The 20,665-nt window shown below is 70.5% G+C and carries 18 protein-coding genes, 2 tRNA genes, 1 pseudogene and 1 riboswitch; of the genes and pseudogenes, 14 read left to right on the top strand and 7 right to left on the bottom strand.

All coding sequences use genetic code 11. From position 1 onward, the window contains the following. Positions 1-126: 126 nt before the first annotated feature. The 3 genes from rpmF to KF941_RS16210 are packed head-to-tail and all read left to right on the top strand — an operon-like array spanning position 127 to position 2,434. On the top strand, positions 127-333 hold the full coding sequence (gene rpmF / locus KF941_RS16200) for a 50S ribosomal protein L32 (RefSeq protein WP_010392407.1): 207 nt from the start codon (positions 127-129) through the stop codon (positions 331-333). Between the two features lie 17 nt (positions 334-350). Next, a complete protein-coding gene (gene plsX / locus KF941_RS16205; protein WP_214273938.1) occupies positions 351-1,463 on the top strand; it encodes a phosphate acyltransferase PlsX in 1,113 nt (370 codons plus the stop codon). Next, entirely contained in the window at positions 1,463-2,434 is a 972-nt protein-coding gene (locus KF941_RS16210) for a beta-ketoacyl-ACP synthase III (protein WP_072460760.1), read from the top strand. Before plsX ends, KF941_RS16210 begins: the two co-directional genes overlap by 1 nt. A 4-nt stretch (positions 2,435-2,438) precedes the next feature. On the opposite strand, the gene KF941_RS16215 is transcribed toward KF941_RS16210, so the two are convergent. Then, positions 2,439-2,714: a DksA/TraR family C4-type zinc finger protein gene (locus KF941_RS16215; protein ID WP_072460761.1), complete on the bottom strand. Its 276-nt coding sequence runs from the start codon at positions 2,712-2,714 to the stop codon at positions 2,439-2,441. 212 nt (positions 2,715-2,926) lie between these two features. Here KF941_RS16215 and ihfA point away from each other — a divergent pair, with 212 nt between their 5' ends. The 4 genes from ihfA (at position 2,927) to KF941_RS16235 (ending at position 5,149) form a co-directional block, all read left to right on the top strand. Next, positions 2,927-3,235: an integration host factor subunit alpha gene (ihfA, locus tag KF941_RS16220; RefSeq protein ID WP_011748157.1), complete on the top strand. Its 309-nt coding sequence runs from the start codon at positions 2,927-2,929 to the stop codon at positions 3,233-3,235. Then, on the top strand, positions 3,235-3,819 hold the full coding sequence (locus KF941_RS16225) for a MerR family transcriptional regulator (RefSeq protein ID WP_114534978.1): 585 nt from the start codon (positions 3,235-3,237) through the stop codon (positions 3,817-3,819). Before ihfA ends, KF941_RS16225 begins: the two co-directional genes overlap by 1 nt. A 124-nt stretch (positions 3,820-3,943) precedes the next feature. After that, a tRNA-Pro gene (locus tag KF941_RS16230) sits at positions 3,944-4,021 on the top strand. A 60-nt stretch (positions 4,022-4,081) separates the two neighbouring features. Then, a complete protein-coding gene (locus KF941_RS16235) occupies positions 4,082-5,149 on the top strand; it encodes a 2'-deoxycytidine 5'-triphosphate deaminase (RefSeq protein ID WP_214273939.1) in 1,068 nt (355 codons plus the stop codon). A gap of 291 nt (positions 5,150-5,440) precedes the next feature. On the opposite strand, the gene scpB is transcribed toward KF941_RS16235, so the two are convergent. From scpB to argS, 5 genes are all read right to left on the bottom strand, one after another. Continuing rightward, positions 5,441-6,103, bottom strand: a complete 663-nt coding sequence (gene scpB, locus KF941_RS16240; RefSeq protein WP_214273940.1) for an SMC-Scp complex subunit ScpB — start codon at positions 6,101-6,103, stop codon at positions 5,441-5,443. Then, positions 6,100-6,933 carry a ScpA family protein gene (locus tag KF941_RS16245; protein ID WP_181820386.1) on the bottom strand — a complete coding sequence of 278 codons (834 nt, stop codon included), beginning with the start codon at positions 6,931-6,933 and terminating at the stop codon, positions 6,100-6,102. The genes scpB and KF941_RS16245 overlap by 4 nt, the downstream gene beginning before the upstream one ends. 60 nt (positions 6,934-6,993) lie before the next feature. Continuing rightward, positions 6,994-7,980 carry a beta-N-acetylhexosaminidase gene (gene nagZ, locus KF941_RS16250; RefSeq protein ID WP_214273941.1) on the bottom strand — a complete coding sequence of 329 codons (987 nt, stop codon included), beginning with the start codon at positions 7,978-7,980 and terminating at the stop codon, positions 6,994-6,996. A 9-nt stretch (positions 7,981-7,989) separates the two neighbouring features. Then, entirely contained in the window at positions 7,990-9,168 is a 1,179-nt protein-coding gene (locus tag KF941_RS16255; protein WP_214273942.1) for an SPOR domain-containing protein, read from the bottom strand. Between the two features lie 68 nt (positions 9,169-9,236). Beyond that, complete coding sequence (gene argS / locus KF941_RS16260; protein WP_116221699.1) at positions 9,237-10,982, bottom strand: arginine--tRNA ligase; 1,746 nt, start codon at positions 10,980-10,982, stop codon at positions 9,237-9,239. Positions 10,983-11,239: 257 nt separating this feature from the next. Here argS and KF941_RS16265 point away from each other — a divergent pair. The 3 genes and pseudogenes from KF941_RS16265 to metK form a co-directional block, all read left to right on the top strand. Further along, positions 11,240-12,733: pseudogene (locus tag KF941_RS16265) on the top strand (DEAD/DEAH box helicase); the annotation flags it as partial. Between the two features lie 702 nt (positions 12,734-13,435). Beyond that, positions 13,436-14,977, top strand: coding sequence for an apolipoprotein N-acyltransferase (gene lnt, locus KF941_RS16270; RefSeq protein WP_240540455.1), 1,542 nt, complete (start codon positions 13,436-13,438; stop codon positions 14,975-14,977). 31 nt (positions 14,978-15,008) lie between these two features. After that, positions 15,009-15,057, top strand: a riboswitch (SAM-SAH riboswitch). Between the two features lie 5 nt (positions 15,058-15,062). Next, positions 15,063-16,229 (top strand): methionine adenosyltransferase, encoded by a 1,167-nt coding sequence (metK, locus tag KF941_RS16275; protein WP_036749526.1) that lies wholly within the window; start codon positions 15,063-15,065, stop codon positions 16,227-16,229. 162 nt (positions 16,230-16,391) lie between these two features. Here metK and KF941_RS16280 read toward each other — a convergent pair whose 3' ends face one another. Further along, on the bottom strand, positions 16,392-17,018 hold the full coding sequence (locus KF941_RS16280; protein WP_036749523.1) for a J domain-containing protein: 627 nt from the start codon (positions 17,016-17,018) through the stop codon (positions 16,392-16,394). A 69-nt stretch (positions 17,019-17,087) separates the two neighbouring features. Here KF941_RS16280 and KF941_RS16285 point away from each other — a divergent pair, with 69 nt between their 5' ends. The 4 genes from KF941_RS16285 (at position 17,088) to KF941_RS16300 (ending at position 20,383) form a co-directional block, all read left to right on the top strand. Continuing rightward, positions 17,088-17,339, top strand: coding sequence for a BolA family protein (locus KF941_RS16285; protein WP_036749743.1), 252 nt, complete (start codon positions 17,088-17,090; stop codon positions 17,337-17,339). A gap of 81 nt (positions 17,340-17,420) precedes the next feature. Continuing rightward, entirely contained in the window at positions 17,421-18,386 is a 966-nt protein-coding gene (gene glpX / locus KF941_RS16290; RefSeq protein ID WP_036749520.1) for a class II fructose-bisphosphatase, read from the top strand. A 51-nt stretch (positions 18,387-18,437) separates the two neighbouring features. Next, positions 18,438-20,186 (top strand): single-stranded-DNA-specific exonuclease RecJ, encoded by a 1,749-nt coding sequence (gene recJ, locus KF941_RS16295; RefSeq protein WP_114536135.1) that lies wholly within the window; start codon positions 18,438-18,440, stop codon positions 20,184-20,186. A 122-nt stretch (positions 20,187-20,308) separates the two neighbouring features. Then, positions 20,309-20,383: transfer RNA gene (locus KF941_RS16300), tRNA-Glu, on the top strand. Positions 20,384-20,665: the final 282 nt, after the last annotated feature.

Below are 20,665 nucleotides of genomic sequence, written 5' to 3' on the forward strand. Positions count from 1 at the left end.
CCCCGCTTTGCGAGCAGTTTTCGCGACTTGCGGCCAACGCTCCAGTGGCCTATGCCGCCCCAGACAAGAACACCGAATCCGGGGCCGCCCAGGCTGGTTGCCCCCCGAACCCCTTGAGGTTGAGACATGGCCGTCCCTCAGAACCGAGTTACCCGCTCCCGCCGCAACATGCGCCGTTCGCATGATGCGCTCGTCGCCGGCAACCCGAACGAATGCCCCAACTGCGGCGAGCTGAAGCGCCCGCATCACGTCTGCCCCTCCTGCGGCCATTATGCCGACCGCGAGGTCGTGGCGCAGGCCAATGAGGTCGACCTGGACGAAGACGCGGCCTGAGCGGACCGACCGCGGATATGGCTTCGGCAGATTCCAGCACTCTGCCTCGCGTCCCTGGCGACGGGGGCGGCGTGGTGATCTCCGTTGACGCGATGGGCGGCGACCGCGGCCCGGCGACGGTGGTCGCCGGCATGGCCGAAAGCGCCGGCAAGAATCCCGACATCCGCTTCATCGTCCACGGCCCGCGGGCCGAGCTGGAACGGCTGATCGCCCGCCGCGGCGATCTGGCCCGGCGTTGCGACATCCGCGACGCCGCCGGCGTCGTCACCATGGGCGACAAGCCCAGCCAGGTGCTGCGCAAGGGCGAGGGCACCTCGATGTGGTCCGCCCTCGAATCGGTGCGCCGGGGCGAGGCGACGGCCGCCGTCTCCTGCGGCAATACCGGCGCGCTGATGGCGCTTTCGATGCTGCGGCTGCGCAAGCTGCCCGGCGTGAACCGCCCCGCCATCGCCTGCCTCTGGCCCTCGCGCAACCCGCAGGGCTTCAACGTCATGCTCGACGTCGGCGCCGACATCCGCGCCGATGCGCAGGACTTGCTGACCTATGCGCTGATGGGCGCCTCCTATGCCCGCAACGGCTTCGGGCTCGAGCGGCCGCGCGTCGGCCTGCTGAACGTCGGGACCGAGGACCACAAGGGCCGGCCCGAGCTGAAACAGGCGCATGAGCTGATCCCCACCACGGCGCAGGCGGCGAATTTCGACTATGTCGGTTTCGTCGAGGGCGGCGACCTGCCCTCGGCCCGCATCGACGTGATCGTGACCGACGGCTTCACCGGCAATGTCGCGCTGAAGACCGGCGAGGGCACGGCGAAGCTGGTGGGCGAGCTGCTCAAGGAAGCCTTCGGCAAGTCCGTGCTGTCGAAATTCGCGGCGCTGCTGGCCATGGGCTCGCTCCGGCGGCTGCAAAAGCGCATCGACCCGCGCCGCGTCAACGGCGGCGTCTTCCTGGGCCTGAACGGGACGGTGGTGAAATCGCACGGCTCGGCCGATGCCACCGGCGTCTCGGCGGCGATCAAGCTGGCCTTCCGGCTGGCGCAATCCGGCTTTCAGGACCGGCTGGCGGCGCGCGTGGCGCAATCCGTCGCGGCGGCCGGCCAAATCAACGGCAGCAAGGAAAGCGAGGCGTCCTGATGCGGCGTGCGATCGTCCGGGGAACCGGCCATTACCTGCCCGAGCGCGTGGTCGAGAACAGCTGGTTCGAGGACAAGCTGGACACCAGCGACGAATGGATCCGCGCCCGCACCGGCATCGAGCGGCGCCATTTCGCCGCCGAGGACCAGCGCACCAGCGACCTGGGCATCCTGGCCGCGCAGGCGGCGCTGGCCGATGCCGGGCTCGAGGCCGGACAGATCGACGCGGTGATCGTGGCCACCTCGACCCCCGACCTGACCTTTCCCTCGGTCGCGACCATGGTGCAGGCCGGGCTGGGCATGCGCCGGGGCTTCGCCTATGACCTGCAGGCGGTCTGCGCCGGCTTCGTCTATGCGCTGGCCAATGCCGATGCGATGATCCGCGCCGGGCTTGCCGATCGCGTGCTGCTGATCGGGGCCGAGACCTTCAGCCGGATCATGGACTGGACCGACCGCGGCACTTGCGTGCTGTTCGGCGACGGCGCCGGCGCCGTGGTGCTGGAGGCGGCCGAGGGCCAGGGCACCTCCGCCGACCGCGGAATCCTCGCGACCGACCTGAACAGCGACGGGCAATATCGCGACCTGCTTTATGTGGACGGCGGCGTGGCCAGCACCGGCACCGCCGGGCATCTGCGCATGCAGGGCAACCTGGTCTTCCGCCACGCCGTCGAAAAGCTGGCCGACACCGCCCATCGCGCGCTGGACCGCGCCGGGCTGACGCCCGAGCAGGTGGACTGGCTGGTGCCGCACCAGGCCAACCTGCGCATCATCGAGGCCACGGCCAAGCGCATGCGCCTGCCGATGGAAAAGGTGGTGCTGACGGTGGCCGACCATGGCAATACCTCGGCCGCCTCGATCCCGCTGGCGCTGTCGGTGGCCAATGCCGAGGGCCGCTTCAAGCCCGGCGACGTGCTGGTGGCCGAGGCCATCGGCGGCGGCCTCGCCTGGGGCTCGGTCGTGCTGCGCTGGTAAGCTGTTATTTCAGCTGCGAATCCTTCGATCCGCGCCGGTTGATGCCGGCCGCCGGCCGCCAGGCCTTGTCGCGGCCGGATTGACAGTCCACGCACAGCCGGACGCCCGGAATCGCCTGCCGCCGTGCCTCGGGGATCGGCTCGTCGCATTCCTCGCAGATGAGGGCGCTTTCCTGCGCCACGCGCTGCGCATTGCGCAGCCGCATCCGCTCGATCGCCTCCTGCGTGGAAACCTCGATCTGCTCGTTCACCGCATCGTCGCGCGCCCAACCGCCGGCCATGTCAGCTCCGTCCCGCTTGCCCTTTCCCTTCCAAGATAGGCGCGGATTGCCGCCATTCCAAGCAGTCCGCAGGCGGCCATGCGCGGGGTCTTGCGGGTAAGGCGCGAATAATGCGGAACAAAATCGGCCGATGAGGGAACGGAATCGGGCCGGGGTTGTTGACTCGGCGCCGTAAAGAAATCATCCTTCGCACCATTCAAGAGGTTTCCGAGATGAGCGACTCTACCCTGACCCGCATGGACCTGGCCGAGGCCGTGTTCCGTGAGGTGGGTCTGTCCCGCCACGAATCGGCCCAGCTTGTCGAAAGCGTGCTTGGCCATATCTCCGATGCGCTGGTGCGCGGCGAGCAGGTCAAGATCTCGTCCTTCGGCACGTTTTCGGTCCGCGACAAGAACGAACGCATCGGCCGCAACCCCAAGACCGGGGAAGAGGTGCCGATCACGCCGCGCCGGGTGCTGTCCTTCCGGCCGTCGCATCTGATGAAGGATCGGGTGGCGGCGGGGAACAGGCGCAAGGGCTGATGAGCAAGTCCCCCGACGCCTTCAGATCCATCGGCGAGGTCTCGCGCCTCGTGGGCGTCGCGCCGCATGTGCTGCGCTACTGGGAATCGCAATTCACGCAGCTTGCGCCGGTGAAACGCGCCGACGGCCGCCGCTATTACCGGCCCGAGGACGTGCGGCTGGCCGCCGGCCTCTGCCAGGTCATGCGCGAGGAAGGGCTCAGCATCCGCGGCGCCAAGCGGCTGATCGCCGCCGACCGCGGCGCCGCCCTGCGCGAGATCGGCGCCGCCCGCCTGGGCGAGACCCTGGGCGAGGCCGGCGCGGCGGACCACCCCGGCCCCGCCGTGCGCCTGGCCCTGCCCGAGCGGGAGGCCGCGCCGACGGCGGCAAAGGCCGCACCCCGGCCGGCCCGGCCGAACCCTCCGGCCCGGCAGGCCGAATCGCTGCCGCTCTTCGCCGCGCTCGATCCGGGCCGGGAGCCCGCAGCCGACTGGCTCGGCCGGCTGGTGACCACCGCCTTGGCGCTGCGCCAGCACGAATTGCAAGGCAAGCCCCTGCCCGCGCAGGCGAAAACCCTGCGCGACGCGCTGGCCGGCGCGCGCTGACGCGCATGGCCGCCCGCTTTCCGGCCCGCGCCGGCGGACTATCCACAGCAATCGAGATTCTTGCCGAAATTTCCGCCCCAGGCCCCTTGTGCTGGCGGCCCGCTTCGCTCTATATGCCCCTCGTCGGGCCGTGGCGCAGCCTGGTTAGCGCGTCCGTCTGGGGGGCGGAAGGCCGCGAGTTCGAATCTCGCCGGCCCGACCATTCCGAAAACGCCCATCCCCGTCCGGGGGTGGGCGTTTCCTTTTGCCGAAAGGGTTTCGCGTGAACGGTGTGCTTCCCGATACGTCCCTGCGCCAGCTGATCGCAAGCGGTGCGATCTCGGCCGACCAGCCGATCCTGCCCGAACAGGTCCAGCCCGCCAGCCTCGACCTGCGCCTGGGCGCGACGGCATGGCGGCTGCGCGCCTCGTTCCTGGCCGGACGCGGGCGCCGGGTCGGCGACCGGCTCAAGGATTTCGAGATGCATCGCATGGACCTTGCCGGCGGCGCCGTGCTGGAAAAGGGCTGCGTCTACCTGGTGCCGCTGATGGAGCGGCTGTCCCTGCCCCAGGGCCTCGACGCGGTCGCCAATGCCAAAAGCTCGACCGGACGGCTCGACCTGCTGACGCGGCTCGTCACCGACGAGGGCACCGAATTCGACCGCCTGCCCCAGGGCTACGACGGCCCGATCTATGCCGAGATCTGCCCGCGCAGCTTCTCGGTCCTGGTGCGGCCCGGCATGCGGCTGAACCAGCTGCGGCTGCGCCAGGGCCAGGCGGTGCTGTCGGATGCCGAGCTGCACAAGCTGCACGCGCAGGAGCCGCTGGTGACGGGCGAGGCGCTGATCGACGACGGCCTGGGCTTCTCGGTCGACCTGCGCCCCGGGGCGGGCGACCTGGTCGGCTACCGCGCCCGGCCGCATAGCGGGGTCATCGACCTCGACCGGATCGGCGCCTACCGGGCCCGCGACTTCTGGGACGAGCTGCGCAGCACCGACGGCCAGCTGATCCTCGACCCCGGCGCCTTCTATATCCTGGTCAGCCGCGAGGCGGTGGCGATCCCGCCCGATTACGCCGCGGAAATGGCACCCTACCTGGCGATGGTGGGCGAGTTCCGCGTGCATTACGCCGGCTTCTTCGATCCGGGCTTCGGCCATGGCGCCGCCGGCCAGGGCGCGCGCGGCGTGCTCGAGGTGCGCTGCCACGAGGCCCCCTTCGCGCTGGAACACGGCCAGGTCGTCGGCCGCCTGGTCTACGAGCGCATGGCCGCGCGCCCCGAACGGCTCTACGGCAGCGGCATCGCCTCGAACTACCAGGGCCAGGGCCTCAAGCTCGCCAAGCAATTCGCCTGAACAGCCGCCCGCCCTGCATTCTTCCGTGTCCCAATATCCCGGGGGAGTCGCGCGCCAGCGCGACGGGGGCAGAGCCCCCTATCACATCCGCCGGGTGATGCGCGCCGCCTGACGGGGGCGCTTGACCGCCTCGCGCATGGTCTTTTCGCGGCCTCGCTGCTGAGGGGTCCGACGCGCGCCCGGCTTGGGCGCATTCATCCGCCGGATGCCCCAGTTCAGCAGCCGGTTCGCGACCTTACGCGTCAGAACGGAAATTAACCGATTAACATTCATGGCGTTACAGCCAATTCTTCATTCATCCTCGAACAGATCCTCGGCCATGGCCCCGGCGTCCTCGCCGTTCGCCTCGCCGAACAGGCCGGGCGCCAGCCCCTCGCCCGGCGGGCGCGATTCCAGCAGGCCCGCCGCGCGCAGCTCGGCCAATCCCGGCAGGTCGCGGGCGCTCTCCAGGCCGAAATGATCCAGGAAGGCCTCGGTCACGACGAACGTCACCGGCCGGCCGGGGGTCTGGCGGCGGCGGCCGATGCGGACCCAGTCCAACTCGATCAGCTGGTCCAGCGTGCCGCGGCTGACGGCGACGCCGCGGATCTCCTCGATCTCGGCGCGGGTGACGGGCTGGTGATAGGCGATGATCGCCAGGGTCTCGGTCGCGGCGCGCGACAGGCGGCGGCTTTCGACCACGCTTTCCTGCATCAGGAAGCCCAGGTCGGCGGCGGTGCGAAAGGCCCAGGCATCGCCCACCCGCGCCAGCTGCACCCCCCGCCCCTCGTAGCGGGCGCGCAAGGCGCGCAGCGCCTCGGCCGGGTCGCAGCCGGCCGGCAGGCGGGCGGCGATCTCGCGCTGGCTCATCGGCTCGGCCGAGGCGAACAGGATCGCCTCGACCATGCGCTCCTGCTCGGGCAGGGGCGGCGGCGGAAAGCGCTGCGGGTCGGGGGCGATGTCGTCCTGGCTCATTCTGGGCGCCTGCGGATGGTGATCGGGGCGAAGGTACCGGCCTGGCTGATTTCGACCGCGCCCTGCCGGGCCAGTTCCAGCGTCGCGGCAAAGGTCGCCGCGGTGGCCGAGCGGCGGCGCTGCGGGTCGGCCTCCCAGCCCTCGGGCAGGAAGGCGGAAAGCGCGGTCCAGTCGCCGGCATAGCCGATCAGACCGCGCACCCGGTCCAGCGCCTGCTCCATGGTCAGCACGTCGCGGCGGTCGAAGGCATAGGGCCGGAACTCGTCGCGGGTGCGCAGCCTGGCATAGGCGCGCATCAGGTCGATCAGCCCGGCCTGCCAGGCGACCTGGCGCTGGCGGGCGACGGTTTCGGGCGCTCCGCGGGCGAAACGGTCCTGCCCCAGCCGGTCGCGCGCCATCAGCCGCGCCGCAGCCTCGCGCATGGCGTTCAGCCGTTCCAGCTGGAAGGCCAGATGCGCCGCCATCTCCTCGGCCGACGGTCCCTCGGCCTCGGGGTCGGGCGGCAGAAGCAGGCGGGATTTCAGATAGGCCAGCCAGGCGGCCATGACCAGGTAATCGGCGGCCAGCTCGATGCGCAGCGCGCGGGCCTCGTCGACGAAGGCCAGATACTGGTCGGCAAGCTCCAGCACCGAGACCTGCATCAGGTCGACCTTCTGCGTGCGCGACAGCGTGAGCAGCAGGTCCAGCGGCCCCTCGAAGCCCGAGACATCGACGACCAGCACCTCCTCGGCGCGGCGCTCGGCCACGGCCTGCGGCCCAAGCCCCGGCAGATGCGGCGCCGGGTCCGGCGCGGGGTCGGGCACGGGGGTTAGGTAGGGCACCTTGGTCATGTCGCGTCCAGGCTAGGGAACCTGCGCAGAATCCGCGATAGACCGGGCCTAGTCAACCGATCAGGCCGCCAGCCCGCCAAGCGCCGCCAGTTCCGCCCGCAGCGAAGCAATATCCTGCTGCACCGGCGCTCGGCGCAGTGCCAGCGCCGCCTCGGCCCGCGCGACGGCGCGGGGCGCCATGGCGCCGGCGGCGGCGACGATCTCTTCCATCTGCGCCGGGGTCTCGTTGCAGGACAGCACCAGGTCGCAGCCGGCGGCGATGGTGGCGGCGGCGCGCTCGGCCGGGCTGCCGGACAGCGCCTGCATGCCGATGTCGTCGGACATGAGCAGCCCGTCGAAGCCGATCTCGCGCCGGATCAGGTCGATCACGGCGGCCGAAGCGGTGGCGGGCGCATCGTCGATGGCGGCAAAGCGGATATGCGCGGTCATCGCCATGGGCAGGTCGGCAAGCGCGCGGAACGGGGCGAAATCGGTGGCGCGCAGCTCGTCCAGCGAAGCCTCGACCACCGGCAGGTCCTTGTGGCTGTCCACCCGCGCCCGGCCATGGCCCGGCATGTGCTTGACGACCGGCAGCACCCCGGCGGCCAGCATGGCCTGCGCCGCGGCCCGGCCCAGGCGGATCACCGTTTCGGCATCCGAGCCGAGGCAGCGGTTCTTCAGGAAGGGATGGGTCTCGTCGCGGGCCATGTCCAGGACCGGGGCGCAATCGGCGTCGATGCCGACGGCGCGCAATTCCTGCGCCAGCAGGTGATGGTGCAGCCAGACGGCGCGCTCGCCCCGGCCCGCCTGGTCCAGGGGCGCCGGCCAGTCGGTCCAATGCGGCGCGCGCATGCGCTGGACCCGCCCGCCCTCCTGGTCCACCAGCACCGGGGCGTCGCGTCCCACCGCCTCGCGCAGCTCGGCCGTCAGCCGGCGCAGGCGGTCCGGCGTATCGACGTTGCGCGCAAACAGGATGAAGCCCCAGGGATCGGCGGCGCGAAAGAAGTCGCGCTCGGCCCGGCTCAGGTCCGGGCCGGCGATGCCGCCGAGGATGGTGGCGCCGGCCATCTCAGCGGCTCATTTCGCCATGGCGGGGATGCAGTCCACGCCCTCGGCGATCAGCGCCGCGCAGAAGCGCCGCGCCTCGTCGCGCGATTCGAAGCCGGCGGCGCGCAGGCGCCAGAAGCTGCGGCCATTGGCCTTGTGTTCCTGGACCACCATGCCCTTGCCGGCGAAAAGCGCGCCGAACTTGCCCGAGACGCGGTTCCATTCGCCCCGTGCCAGCGCATCGCTGTCGAAGGCGCCGATCTGCACCAGCGGCGCGCCCGAGGCGACCTGCGCAGGTGCCGGTGCCGGTGCCGGCGCAGGGGTTTCGGGGGCGGCGGCGGGGCGGCTTTCGGCCGCGGCACGCGCGGGCGCAGCATCGCTGGCGACCGCCGGGGCGGCGGCGGCCACGCGGCGCGGACGGGGCGCGGGACGCGGCGATTGCGCGATGGCGCCCGGCACCGGCTGGGCCCCGGCCTCGGCCAGCGCTGTGGTGATGGCCATGTCGCGCGTCTCGTTGCCGGCCAGGTCGGTCACGGCCTCGTTCACCGGCGCATCGGCGGCGGGCGCGTCCGAGATCACTGCGCTGGCGACGCTTTCCGCGGCCGCATCGGGCTGGGCCAGGGTCTCGCCGTCGGGGCGGGCGATGACGCGGGCGGTTTCGTCGATCAGCGGCGCCTCGATCGGGTGCGAGGGCTCTTGCGCCGTCGCGCCCAGCTCGCCCATGGGCACGTCCTGGCTGTCAAGCGGCGTCGCGGCGGGCGCGATGGCCACGCGGTCCACCGCCGCGGTTTCGGCGCCTGCGGCGACCGTGTTCACCGCCAGGCCGGTGCGCTGGGTCAGCTCGCCGCCCGGATTGTCGGGCGCGGTGCGGGCCTCGCCCTCGATGGCGCGGATCACCGGCACGCCCGAGACGTCGCGCACCACCAGCTTGTAGCCCCAGACCGCCAGGATCACGATCAGCCCGACCGAGACCAGCGCCCCCAGGTAATGCGTCAGCCGCGTGATCCGCCCCAGGAGCGAAGGCGATTCGGCCAGCGATTCGGCATGGGCGTAGGGGTGCTGTTCGTCCCAGCCGCCGTCCTGCCAGTCCTGGTCCTGCCAATCCTCGGCATAGCCCTGCTGCCCGTCGGCATGGGGATAGCCCTGCGACAGCCTGTGGGGCTGCGACCCGTCAAACCCGCCCGAAGAGCGGAAATCTACTACCGTCATTCCTGCCTGCCTGCCGGTTGTTCCGACGCTGCTCGTTTATCTGCTCGTCCCCGGCAGGGCGCCGTTATTCAGCGCATTTCTTTGGCCGGAGTCACCCCCAAGATACCAAGACCGGCCGAAATGACAACGCCAACGGACCGTGCCAGCGCGATTTTCGCCGCCATGGCCACCGGATCGCCCTCTTGCAGGAAGCGCAGGGCGGGCTCGTCATTGCCGCGGTTCCACAGCGAATGCAGCTCGGATGCGATGTCGTAAAGGAAAAACGCGATCCGGTGCGGCTCATGCGCGCGGGCGGCGATTTCGACCGTGCGTGGCCATTCTGCAACTTTGCGGGCCAGTTCCAGCTCGGCCGGATGCGACAATTGCGCCAGATCCGCCTGCGCCAGCGCCGCGTCCGAGGTATCGACGCCCATCGCCGCCGCCTTGGTCAGGACCGAGTTCACCCGCGCGCTGGCATATTGCACATACCAGACCGGGTTGTCCTTGGACTGCTCCAGCACCTTGTCGAAGTCGAAGTCCAGCGCCGCGTCGTTCTTGCGCGTCAGCATGTGGAAGCGGGTCACGTCCGCGCCCGCCTGCTCGACCACGTCGCGCAGGGTGACGAAGGTGCCGGCGCGCTTGGACATCTTGAAGGGCTCGCCGTTCTTGAACAGCTTGACCAGCTGGATCAGCTTGACGTCCAGCGGCACCCGGCCGTTCGACAGCGCCTTGACCGCCGCGGTCATGCGCTTGACATAGCCGCCATGGTCGGCGCCGAACACGTCGATCAGCGCGTCGAAGCCGCGCTCGATCTTGTCCCAGTGATAGGCGATGTCGGGCGCGAAATAGGTCCAGGAGCCGTCGGATTTCTTGACCGGCCGGTCCACGTCGTCGCCATGCGCGGTCGAGCGGAACAGCGTCTGCTCGCGCGGCTCCCAATCCTCGGGGGTCTTGCCCTTGGGCGGCTCCAGCACGCCTTCGTAGATCAGCCCAGCCTGGCGCAGCCGCTCGATCGCGGCCTCGATCCGGCCGGTGCCGTAAAGCGCCTTCTCGCTGGAAAACACGTCCATGTGGACGTTGAGCAGCGCCAGATCCTCGCGGATCATGTCCATCATCGCCTGGGTGGCGAAATCGCGCACCTCGGCCAGCCATTCCGATTCCGGCCGCTCCAGCAGGCTGGTGCCGTATTTCGCCTTCAGCGCCTCGCCCACCGGGATCAGGTAGTCGCCGGGATAAAGCCCCTCGCGGATCTCGGGCTCCAGACCGTTGGCCTCGCGATAGCGTTCATAGGCGGAACGCGCCAGCACATCGACCTGGGCGCCGCCGTCGTTGATATAGTATTCGCGCGTGACCGCATGCCCCGAGAAATCCAGAAGCGCCGCCAGAGCGTCGCCAAAGACCGCGCCGCGGGTGTGGCCGACATGCATCGGTCCGGTCGGGTTGGCGCTGACGAATTCCACGTTGATCCGCTGGCCCTTGCCCATGTCCGAGCGGCCGTAATCGGCCCCCTCGGCCAGCGCGGCGCGCACGACGCCCTGCCATTCGCCCGGCGCCAGGCGCAGGTTCAGGAAGCCCGGCCCCGCCACCTCGGCCGAGGCGATGCGCGGATCGGCGGCCAGGCGGGCGGCCAGCGCCTCGGCGATGTCGCGCGGCTTCAGGCCGGCGGGCTTGGCCAGCACCATGGCGGCATTGGTGGCCATGTCGCCATGCGCGGCGTCCCGCGGCGGCTCGACCGTCACATTGGCGGTGTCGAGGCCCGCGGGCAGCGCGCCCGCCTGTTCCATCTGCGCCAGCGCATCAAGGACCAGCGCGCGGATATCCGAGAAAAGGTTCATGGCTTCCATCCGTAAGATCGTCCGGGGATAGCGCCTGCCCAAGGGGGCCGTCAACCGGCCCGCCGAACGGCAATCGCGCATCAGATTGACGAAGAGCGGGTTTTCCGCTAGGCCCGCCCTGTCTGCATCCGGCAGGCAAGGCGAGGGGCGTGCGGAAATTGCGTCCCGACCCGCCGCGAAAATCCGGTTTCCCGGATGGCGGCGATGGACGCATGAACGGCGCGGGCTGGTTCCGCGCATTGATACGAAAGCCCTGAATGACCAAGTTTTCCGATCTGAAGCTGGACCCCAAGGTTCTGAAAGCCATCTCCGAGGCGGGGTATGAAACGCCCACGCCGATCCAGGCCGGGGCGATTCCCCCGGCGCTGGAAGGGCGCGACGTGCTGGGCATCGCCCAGACCGGCACCGGCAAGACCGCCAGCTTCACCCTGCCGATGATCACCCTGCTGGGCCGCGGCCGCGCCCGCGCCCGGATGCCGCGGTCGCTGGTGCTGTGCCCGACGCGCGAACTGGCCGCCCAGGTGGCCGAGAACTTCGACATCTACGCCAAGCACACCCGGCTGACCAAGGCGCTGCTGATCGGCGGCGTGTCGTTCGGGGAACAGGACAAGCTGATCGACCGCGGCGTCGACGTGCTGATCGCGACGCCCGGCCGGCTGCTGGATCATTTCGAGCGCGGCAAGCTCTTGCTGACCGGCGTGCAGATCATGGTGGTGGACGAGGCCGACCGCATGCTCGACATGGGCTTCATCCCCGACATCGAGCGCATCTTCCAGCTGACGCCCTTCACCCGGCAGACGCTGTTCTTCAGCGCCACCATGGCGCCCGAGATCGAGCGCATCACCGACACCTTCCTGCATGCGCCAGAACGCATCGAGGTCGCCCGCCAGGCCACCACCAGCGAGACGATCACCCAGAAGCTGATCGAGATCACCCCCACCCGCCGCGACCAGACCGCCAAGCAGAAGCGCGAATTGCTGCGCGCGCTGATCCGCGCCGAGGGCGAGGGGCTCAAGAACGCCATCATCTTCTGCAACCGCAAGACCGAGGTGGACATCGTCGCCAAGTCGCTCAAGGCGCATGGCTTCGACGCCGCGCCGATCCACGGCGACCTGGACCAGCGCCACCGCATGGCGACGCTGGACGGGTTCCGCGAAGGGACGCTGCGCTTCCTGATCGCCTCGGACGTGGCGGCGCGCGGGCTCGACATCCCGGCGGTCAGCCATGTGTTCAACTTCGACCTGCCCAGCCACGCCGAGGACTATGTCCACCGCATCGGCCGCACCGGCCGCGCCGGGCGGCTGGGCACCGCGATTTCCATCGCGACCCCCGCGGACGAGAAATACCTGGGCGCCATCGAATCGCTGGTCAAGCAGACCCTGCCCCGCGCGCCGGTGCCCGAGGGCTTTGCCATTTCCACCGCCGCCCAGGGCGCGCCGCGCCCGGCGCGCGAATCCGGCCGCAAGGAACGCGGGCGCGACCGCGACCGCCGGGGCCGGCGCGACGACAGCGAACAGCGCGCCCAGGCGCCCGTCCAGGCCCACGAGCCCCGCGCCGAGGCCAAGCCCGTCGAACAGGCCGAGCGCCGGCACGACCGCGCCCCCCGCGAGGAACGCCGGGACGAGCGCCGGGACGAACGTCGCGAACGCCATGGCGAGCGTCACGACCGGCGCGAGGATCGCCGCACCGACCGCCATCCGGTCATGGGCATGGGCGAGCATATGCCCGAATTCCTGACCCGCAGCTTCCGCCCCGGCTTCCGCGACCCGATCGAGGAATCCCCGGTCGAAAAGGCCACGGCCGAGCCCCTGCGTGACGAGGTCGCACCCGAGCCGGCCGAAGGCGCCGCCGAGCGCCAGCCTGCCGAACAGCCGTCCGCCGAACGCAGGCCCGGCAAACGCCGCCGGGGGGAATCCGCCCGGACCAAGGCGGCCGCGCAGCCTGCCGAGACCGCCGCCGCCGAGCCGACCGCCGAGCCGACCGTCGAGCCCGCACCCACGCCCGCCGAGGCCCCGACTCCGGCCCCGGCCGAAGCCCTGGCCGAGCCGGTGATCCAGCCCGCGGAACCGGCAGCGGAATCGACCCCCGAACCGGAAACGGCCCCCGAACCCGCGCCCGTGGAAGCCGCCGCCGAGCCGGTAGCCGAGCCCGAGGCCAAGGAAAAGCCCGTCCGCAAGCGCAAGCCGCGCACCCCCAAGGCCAAGGCCGAGCCCGCCGCCGCGGAGGTTCCGGCAGAGGCGGACCTGCCCGCGCCCGCACAGCCGGACGCCGCGGCCGAGGCCGAACCCGCCGCCAAGCCCGCCCGCAAGGCGGCGAAAAAGCCGGCCAAGCCTCGCGCGCCGCGCAAGACCAAGGCCAAGGCGGCCGAGTCCGAAGCGGCCGCCCCCGACGCACCCGGCGCCGATGCCGCGCCGAGCCCGGACGACACCACCGCCGGGGCCTGAGCCGGTTCCATGGCGGCCCTTTCGGCCTTCACGCCATCCTCGCGACGCGGGCGCCCGTCCTGGGCGATGCTCGCCCTTGGCGTGGGGCTGGGGGCCATGGCCGCGCTGGGTCAGGCGCCCTGGGATCTCTGGCCGCTGACGCTGCTGGCGCTGGCCCTGCTGTGCCGGCAGGTCGCGCGGGCGGAAACGCCCCGCGCCGCCGCCTGGCACGCCTTTGCCGCCGGGCTGGGCCATTTCGCGCTGGCGATGGCCTGGATCGTCGAGCCCTTCCTGGTCGAGCCTGAAACCTACGGCTGGATGGCCCCCTTCGCGCTGGTGCTGACCGCAGCGGGCGGGGCGTTGTTCTGGACCGTGCCCGCCTGGCTCGCCGTGCGCCTCGCGCCGGGCTTTCCTCGCCAGGGGCTGGGCTTCGCCGCGCTGATGGTGCTGTCGGACTGGATGCGAGGCTGGATCTTCACCGGCCTGCCCTGGGCGCTGGCTGGCCATGTCTGGATCGACACCCCCGCCGGGCAGGTCGCGGCCACCCTGGGCGCGATCGGGCTGTCCGGCCTGACCATGCTGGCCGCCGCCCTGCCCCTGTGCTTTCGCCGCCCCGGCCGGTTCCCGGCCCTGCCCGGCACGGTGCTGGCCGCTCTGGTCGTCGCCACCGCCTGGAGCGCGGGGCTGGCGCGCCTGGCCCAGCCCCTGCCGCCCGATACCGGCCTGCGCCTGCGCCTGATCCAGCCGGACGCCACCCAGGCGCTGAAATGGGATCCCTGGTGGTCCGAGGTGTTCTTCCGCCGCCTGCTCGACCTGTCGGCCATCCGCGATCCCGACCTGCCGCCGCCGGACGCGGTGATCTGGCCCGAGACGGCGGTGAACTTCCTGCTCGAACAATCCGGCACCGCGCCGCAGGACATCGCCGCCTATGTCGGCGCCCCGGTCGTGCTGGGCATCCAGCGGGTCGAGGGCAGCCGCTACTTCAACAGCCTGACCGAGTTCTCGGCCGAAGGAATCGGTCCCGTCTACGACAAGTTCCACCTGGTTCCCTTTGGCGAATACACGCCCTGGGGCGACATGATGGCGCAGTTCGGCATCCGCGCCTTTGCCGCCCAGCACGGTTTCGGATATTCCGCCGGCCCCGGCCCGCAGGTCATGCGCCTGCCCGGCCTGCCTCCGATGCAGCCGCTGATCTGCTACGAGGCCGTGTTCTCGCACCACCTGATCGCGGGGGAAAACCGGCCGGGCTGGCTTCTGCAAGTCACCAACGACGCCTGGTTCGGCCAGCTTTCCGGCCCGTGGCAGCACCTGGCCCAGGCCCGGCTGCGCGCCATCGAATCGGGCCTGCCGCTGATGCGGGCGGCCAATACCGGCGTCTCGGCGGTGATCGACGCGCGGGGGGCCTTGCGCGCCACGCTGGGCCTGAACCGCGCCGGCCGCATCGACACCGCCCTGCCCGCGGCGCTGCCGCCCACGCCCTGGTCGCGGCTCGGCGACTGGCCGGCCGTGGCGATGGCGCTGGCGGCCTTTCTGCTGGCCGCCCTGGGGCCGCGGCGCAAGTTGCGCAGTTGACGGCGGCGGGCGCGTCCACTAACGCTTCGCCTGACCGTCACAACGGCTTCCTGGCGTGGCGGCGTCATTTCAACGGAGCATCTTCATGGCCAGACAGAACTATGTGTTCACCTCGGAATCCGTCTCCGAGGGCCACCCCGACAAATTGTGCGACCAGATCTCGGACGCCGTGCTGGACGCGCTGCTGGCCGAGGATCCGGCCGCCCGCGTCGCCTGCGAAACCTTCGCGACGACCGGCACCGTGGTGATCGGGGGCGAGATCGGCCTGACCGACCAGAAGAAGCTGGGCGAATACATGGGCCGCATCAGCGAGATCGCCCGCGAGACGATCCGCGACATCGGCTATGAGCAGGAAAAGTTCCACTGGAACACCTGCCACGTCCACAACTACCTGCACGAGCAATCCGCCCATATCAGCCAGGGCGTGGACCGCGACGGCGCCGGCGACCAGGGCATCATGTTCGGCTATGCCGTGGACGAGACGCCGGAACTGATGCCCGCGCCGATCCAATATGCGCATGCGATCCTGCGCCGCCTGGCCGAGGCGCGCAAATCCGGCGCCGAGCCGACGCTGGGCCCGGATGCGAAGTCCCAGCTGAGCCTGCGCTACGAGAACGGCAAGCCGGTCGAGATCACCAGCCTGGTGCTGTCGCACCAGCACAAGGACGAAAGCCAGGGCTCGGACGACATCCGCGCCATCGTCGAGCCCTATATCCGCGAGGTGCTGCCCGCGGAATGGCTGACCGAGAATACGGAATGGTGGGTGAACCCGACGGGCACCTTCGTCATCGGCGGGCCGGACGGCGACGCCGGCCTGACCGGGCGCAAGATCATCGTCGACACCTATGGCGGCGCAGCGCCGCATGGCGGCGGCGCCTTCTCGGGCAAGGATCCGACCAAGGTGGACCGCTCGGCCGCCTATGCCGCGCGCTACCTGGCCAAGAACGTGGTCGCCGCGGGCCTGGCAAAACGCTGCGTGATCCAGCTGTCCTATGCCATCGGCGTGGCCAAGCCGCTGTCGATCTATGCCGACACCTTCGGCACCAGCGAGATTCCCGAGACCGAGATCGAGCGCGCCGTCTCGCGCGCCATGGACCTGACGCCGCGCGGCATCCGCGAGCATCTGGCGCTTTGCCGTCCGATCTATCGCCGCACCGCCGCCTATGGCCATTTCGGCCGCGCGCCCGATGCCGATGGCGGCTTCTCCTGGGAACGGACCGACCTCGTCGAGGCGATCAAGCGCGAGCTGTAAGGCCGCAGGGGGCTTTGCCCCCGCGCGTTCCGCGCTCCCCCAGGATATTTGGACACGAAAGAAGCCAGGGCGCCTACTTCCCTTTCTTTCGTGGAAAAATATCCTGCGGGGGAAGCCCGTCGGGCTTGCCCGGCGGGCGTGGGGGCGCAAAGCCCCCATCCTTCAATCCTTGAAGCTGCGGCTGTCCTTGATCTGGTCCCAGGCCCAGACCACCTCCTGGAGGCGGTCCTCGTCCGAGCGGTCGCCGCCGTTCATGTCGGGATGCAGATCCTTGACCAGGGACTTGTATTGCTTGCGGATCTCGGCGCGGGTCCAGGTCTCCTTGGCCTCGAGGATCTCCAGCGCCCGGCGCTCGGTCGGCGGGAGCTTGCGCGCGGTGCGGGTGCGCATCTCGGGGTTGGTGCCGTTCGCGCCCAGGATCTCCAGCGGATCGTCGATGCCGTGGCGCGCCCATTTCTGTTCCTGCGCGGCGCGGCCGAAGGGCTTGGTCGGGCGCTCCCAGACCGTGGCATTGTCCAGGAACTCCTGGAACTCGGCCTCGGACTGGCCCTGGAAATAGTTCCAGTTCAGGTTGTATTCGCGCACATGTTCCTTGCAGAACCAATAGTATTCGTCCAGCGCGCGGGGCGATTTCGGCGCGCGGTACTGGCCAGGCTGGTCGCAGCCCTCCTTGTCGCATCGCCGCGTCGAGGTTTCGAAGGCGCCGGACATGCCGCGCCGGCCCTTGGCCCGGCGTTTCTTGTCCGAGGCCGCGGAAATGTCGAATCCGAACGGGTCGCTGTTGCTCATCTGCCTGCCTTGTCCTGAACGGGACAGGCAGTTTAGGCTATTTCGCGGGACATGAAAGGGGGCAAGCGCATGATTGCCGACGAGATGCGGAAAAGACTGGCCGAGCTTCAGCCGTCGCGGCTGGAAATCATCGACGAAAGCGAGAGCCATCGCGGCCATGGCGGCTGGCGCGAGGGCGGCGAGACGCATTTCCGCATCCGCATGGCCAGCGCCCGCTTTGCCGGGCTGGGCCATGTGGCGCGCCACCGGCTGGTGCATGCCAGCTTGGGCGACATCGTGCCGCGCATCCATGCGCTGGCGCTGGAACTGGCGGAAAACTGACCCGTTAGCGCACGCAGGCTTGCCGGGCCGGGGCACCGGGCGTAGAAGCCCGGAAAGCCAGAAAGCACAAGGAATTTCCGCATGACCTCGCCCAAGGATTTCAACGATCGCATGTTGTCGCTCGGCCTTGCCCGCGTGAGCGAGGCGGCCGCCCATGCCTCGGCGCGGCTGATCGGCCGCGGCGACGAGAAGGCCGCCGACCAGGCCGCCGTCAACGCGATGCGCGACCAGCTGAACATGCTCGACATCAAGGGCGTCGTCGTCATCGGCGAGGGCGAGCGGGACGAGGCGCCGATGCTGTTCATCGGCGAGGAGGTCGGCACCGGCCAGGGCCCCGCGGTCGACATCGCGCTGGACCCGCTGGAGGGCACCACGCTGACCGCCAAGGACATGCCCAACGCGCTGACCGTGATCGCCATGGCGCCGCGCGGCACGCTGCTGCACGCGCCCGATGTCTACATGGAAAAGCTGGCCATCGGCCCCGGCTATCCCAAGGACGTGGTCAGCCTGGACATGACCCCGTCCGAGCGGGTGCGCGCCCTGGCCAAGGCCGGCGGCGTCAAGGACAGCGACATCACCGTCTGCATCCTGGAGCGGCCGCGGCACGAGGATCTGGTGGCCGAGGTCCGCTCGACCGGCGCGGCGATCCGGCTGATCACCGATGGCGACGTGGCCGGCGTCATCCATTGCGCCGAGGCCGAGCTGACCGGCATCGACATGTACATGGGTTCGGGCGGCGCGCCCGAGGGGGTGCTGGCCGCCTCGGCGCTGAAATGCATGGGCGGGCAGATGTGGGGCAAGCTGCTGTTTCGCAACGACGACGAGCGCGGCCGCGCCGCCAAGGCCGGCATCACCGACCTGGACCGCATCTATTCGCGCGACGAGATGGTGACGGCCGACGTGATCTTTGCCGCGACCGGGGTGACGAACGGCTCGATCGTGGCCGGCGTCAAGCGCGAGCCGCATTACCTGCAGACCGAAACCATCCTGATGCGCTCCAAGACCGGCTCGGTCCGGCGCATGATCTATCGCAACCCGATCAGGTAAGCCCTGCCGGACGGGCTTGAACAGCAGGCGGTCATGGGGGATGAAGCCCGCATGACCGCCTTTCTTTCCGTTACCTCCTCGCTGACCGGCCGCCTCTGGCGCGGTCCCGACGCCATGCTGGAACGCGCCGCCGAGGCGCTGGCCCAGGACAGCCGCCTGCCCCTGCCCGTCAGCCGGGTTCTGGCCGCGCGCGGCGTGCCCCCGCATGAGGCGCCGCTTTACCTCGATCCCAAGCTGCGCGACCTGCTGCCCGACCCCCTGAGCCTGCGCGACATGGACAAGGCCGCCGAGCGGCTGGTCGCCGCCCTTCTCGCCGGCCAGCGCATCGCCATCTTCGCCGATTACGACGTGGATGGCGGCGCCTCGGCCGCGCTGCTGCTGGACTGGCTGCGCCGGCAGGGGCGCGACGCCACGCTCTACATCCCCGACCGAATCGACGAGGGCTATGGGCCCAACGCCCCCGCCATCGCGGCGCTGTCGCGGGATCACGACCTGATCGTCTGCGTCGATTGCGGCACGCTCAGCCACGAGGCTTTGGCGGCCTCGACCTGCGACGTGATCGTGCTGGACCACCACCAGGGCGGCGAGACCCTGCCGCAGGTCGCGGCCGTGGTGAACCCGAATCGCGCCGACGAGGACGGCAGCCTTGGCCATCTCTGCGCCGCCGGCGTGGTGTTCCTGACCCTGGTGCGCTGCAACAGCCTGCTGCGCCGGGGCGGTCATCCGCAGCCCGACCTGATCCCGCTGCTGGACCTGGTGGCGCTGGCGACGGTGGCCGACGTGGCGCCGCTGGTGGGGGTGAACCGCGCCTTCGTGCGGCAGGGGCTGCTGGTCATGGCCCGGCGCGAGCGTCCCGGCCTGGTAGCGCTGTCCGACGTGGCGCGGCTCGATTCGGCGCCGAACGCCTTTCACCTGGGCTTCCTGCTGGGACCGCGGATCAATGCCGGCGGCCGCGTCGGCCGTGCCGACCTGGGGGCGCTGTGCCTGTCCTGCACCGACGGCCGCCAGGCCGAGCGGCTGGCGGCCGAGCTGGACGCGCTGAATCGCGACCGCCGCGCCATCGAGGCCGCCGTGCGCGACGAGGCCCTGGCCCAGGTCGAGGCGCGCGCCCAGGCCGGCGACAGCCTGGTCGCCTGGGCGGCGGGCGACGGTTGGCATCCCGGCGTCGTCGGCATCGTCGCCGCGCGGGTGAAAGAGGCGACCGGCCTGCCCGCGGTGGTGATCGGGGTCGAGCGCGGCATCGGCAAGGGCTCGGCCCGCTCGGTGCCCGGCGTGGACCTGGGCCGCGCCATCCAGCGCCTTTCGGCCGAGGGGCTGCTCTTGAAGGGCGGCGGGCATGCGATGGCGGCCGGCCTGACCATCGAGGAGGCCAGGATCCCCGCGGCCATGGAGCGCCTGTCGCAGCTGCTTTCGCGCGAGATGGCCGAGCGTCCCGGCGCGGGCGAGCTGCGCATCTCGGGGCTTCTGGACCCCTCGGGCGCCACGGTCGAGCTGATGCAGATGCTGGAGCGCGCCGGCCCCTTCGGCCAGGCCGCGCCGGCGCCGCGTTTCGCCTTTGCCGAGCAGCTGATCGACAGCGCCGGGGCCATGGGCGACAGCCACCTGCGCCTGCGCTTCCGCAGCCCCGGCAGCCCGGCCCTGGAGGCGGTGGCCTGGGGCGCGATGAACGGCCCGCTGGGCCCCGCGCTGCTGGGCGCAAGGGGCCGCCGCTTCCACCTGGCGGGCAAGCTGGAGCTCACGCAATGGGGCGGGCGCGAGCGGGTGCGGCTGCGCCTGGACGACGCCGCGCCGGTGGGCTGAGCCCCCGCCGCCGGCCGGGAAAAAACTTTGGCGCAAGGTGATTTTTCCGCTTGCAGCCCCGCGGCAGAGAACCTAAATACCGCCCCACGCCGCAGGGCAAGACCCGGCGGATACGAAAAAGTGGCCCGTTCGTCTATCGGTTAGGACGTCAGGTTTTCAACCTGAAAAGAGGGGTTCGACTCCCCTACGGGCTGCCACTTCATCACTTATTTTCGATGGCTTGAAAGCTGCGATTGTCCTGCAATTCGTGGGATGAGGGCAATTTACTCATGCCGCAATCGGCCAGCCGCGCGCGCCCTGCCGCCTAGGGACAGATGGCGTCTTTTGCGCGAGGAACGCGATGATTTCGTATTCCGTCGCCCCGGCATGGACCAAGCGGGTCGCCCCCGCCTTGCGCAAATCGTAAAGCCGTCGCCGGGTTTAATCATCCTGCCGGACGAATGTCGCCACCCCGACAGATGAAGCCGCGCCGGGAAGCG

It is taken from the genome of Paracoccus sp. pheM1, assembly GCF_018499825.1.
Lineage (GTDB): Bacteria > Pseudomonadota > Alphaproteobacteria > Rhodobacterales > Rhodobacteraceae > Paracoccus > Paracoccus versutus.

Excerpts from the sequence above, each read along its gene's own strand:
- rpmF (WP_010392407.1), top strand. The coding sequence starts at position 127 with ATGGCCGTCCCTCAGAACCGAGTTACCCGCTCCCGCCGCAACATGCGC.
- plsX (WP_214273938.1), top strand. The coding sequence starts at position 351 with ATGGCTTCGGCAGATTCCAGCACTCTGCCTCGCGTCCCTGGCGACGGG.
- KF941_RS16210 (WP_072460760.1), top strand. The coding sequence starts at position 1,463 with ATGCGGCGTGCGATCGTCCGGGGAACCGGCCATTACCTGCCCGAGCGC.
- KF941_RS16215 (WP_072460761.1), bottom strand. The coding sequence starts at position 2,714 with ATGGCCGGCGGTTGGGCGCGCGACGATGCGGTGAACGAGCAGATCGAG.
- ihfA (WP_011748157.1), top strand. The coding sequence starts at position 2,927 with ATGAGCGACTCTACCCTGACCCGCATGGACCTGGCCGAGGCCGTGTTC.
- KF941_RS16225 (WP_114534978.1), top strand. The coding sequence starts at position 3,235 with ATGAGCAAGTCCCCCGACGCCTTCAGATCCATCGGCGAGGTCTCGCGC.
- scpB (WP_214273940.1), bottom strand. The coding sequence starts at position 6,103 with ATGAGCCAGGACGACATCGCCCCCGACCCGCAGCGCTTTCCGCCGCCG.
- KF941_RS16245 (WP_181820386.1), bottom strand. The coding sequence starts at position 6,933 with ATGACCAAGGTGCCCTACCTAACCCCCGTGCCCGACCCCGCGCCGGAC.
- nagZ (WP_214273941.1), bottom strand. The coding sequence starts at position 7,980 with ATGGCCGGCGCCACCATCCTCGGCGGCATCGCCGGCCCGGACCTGAGC.
- KF941_RS16255 (WP_214273942.1), bottom strand. The coding sequence starts at position 9,168 with ATGACGGTAGTAGATTTCCGCTCTTCGGGCGGGTTTGACGGGTCGCAG.
- argS (WP_116221699.1), bottom strand. The coding sequence starts at position 10,982 with ATGAACCTTTTCTCGGATATCCGCGCGCTGGTCCTTGATGCGCTGGCG.
- lnt (WP_240540455.1), top strand. The coding sequence starts at position 13,436 with ATGGCGGCCCTTTCGGCCTTCACGCCATCCTCGCGACGCGGGCGCCCG.
- metK (WP_036749526.1), top strand. The coding sequence starts at position 15,063 with ATGGCCAGACAGAACTATGTGTTCACCTCGGAATCCGTCTCCGAGGGC.
- KF941_RS16280 (WP_036749523.1), bottom strand. The coding sequence starts at position 17,018 with ATGAGCAACAGCGACCCGTTCGGATTCGACATTTCCGCGGCCTCGGAC.
- KF941_RS16285 (WP_036749743.1), top strand. The coding sequence starts at position 17,088 with ATGATTGCCGACGAGATGCGGAAAAGACTGGCCGAGCTTCAGCCGTCG.
- glpX (WP_036749520.1), top strand. The coding sequence starts at position 17,421 with ATGACCTCGCCCAAGGATTTCAACGATCGCATGTTGTCGCTCGGCCTT.
- recJ (WP_114536135.1), top strand. The coding sequence starts at position 18,438 with ATGACCGCCTTTCTTTCCGTTACCTCCTCGCTGACCGGCCGCCTCTGG.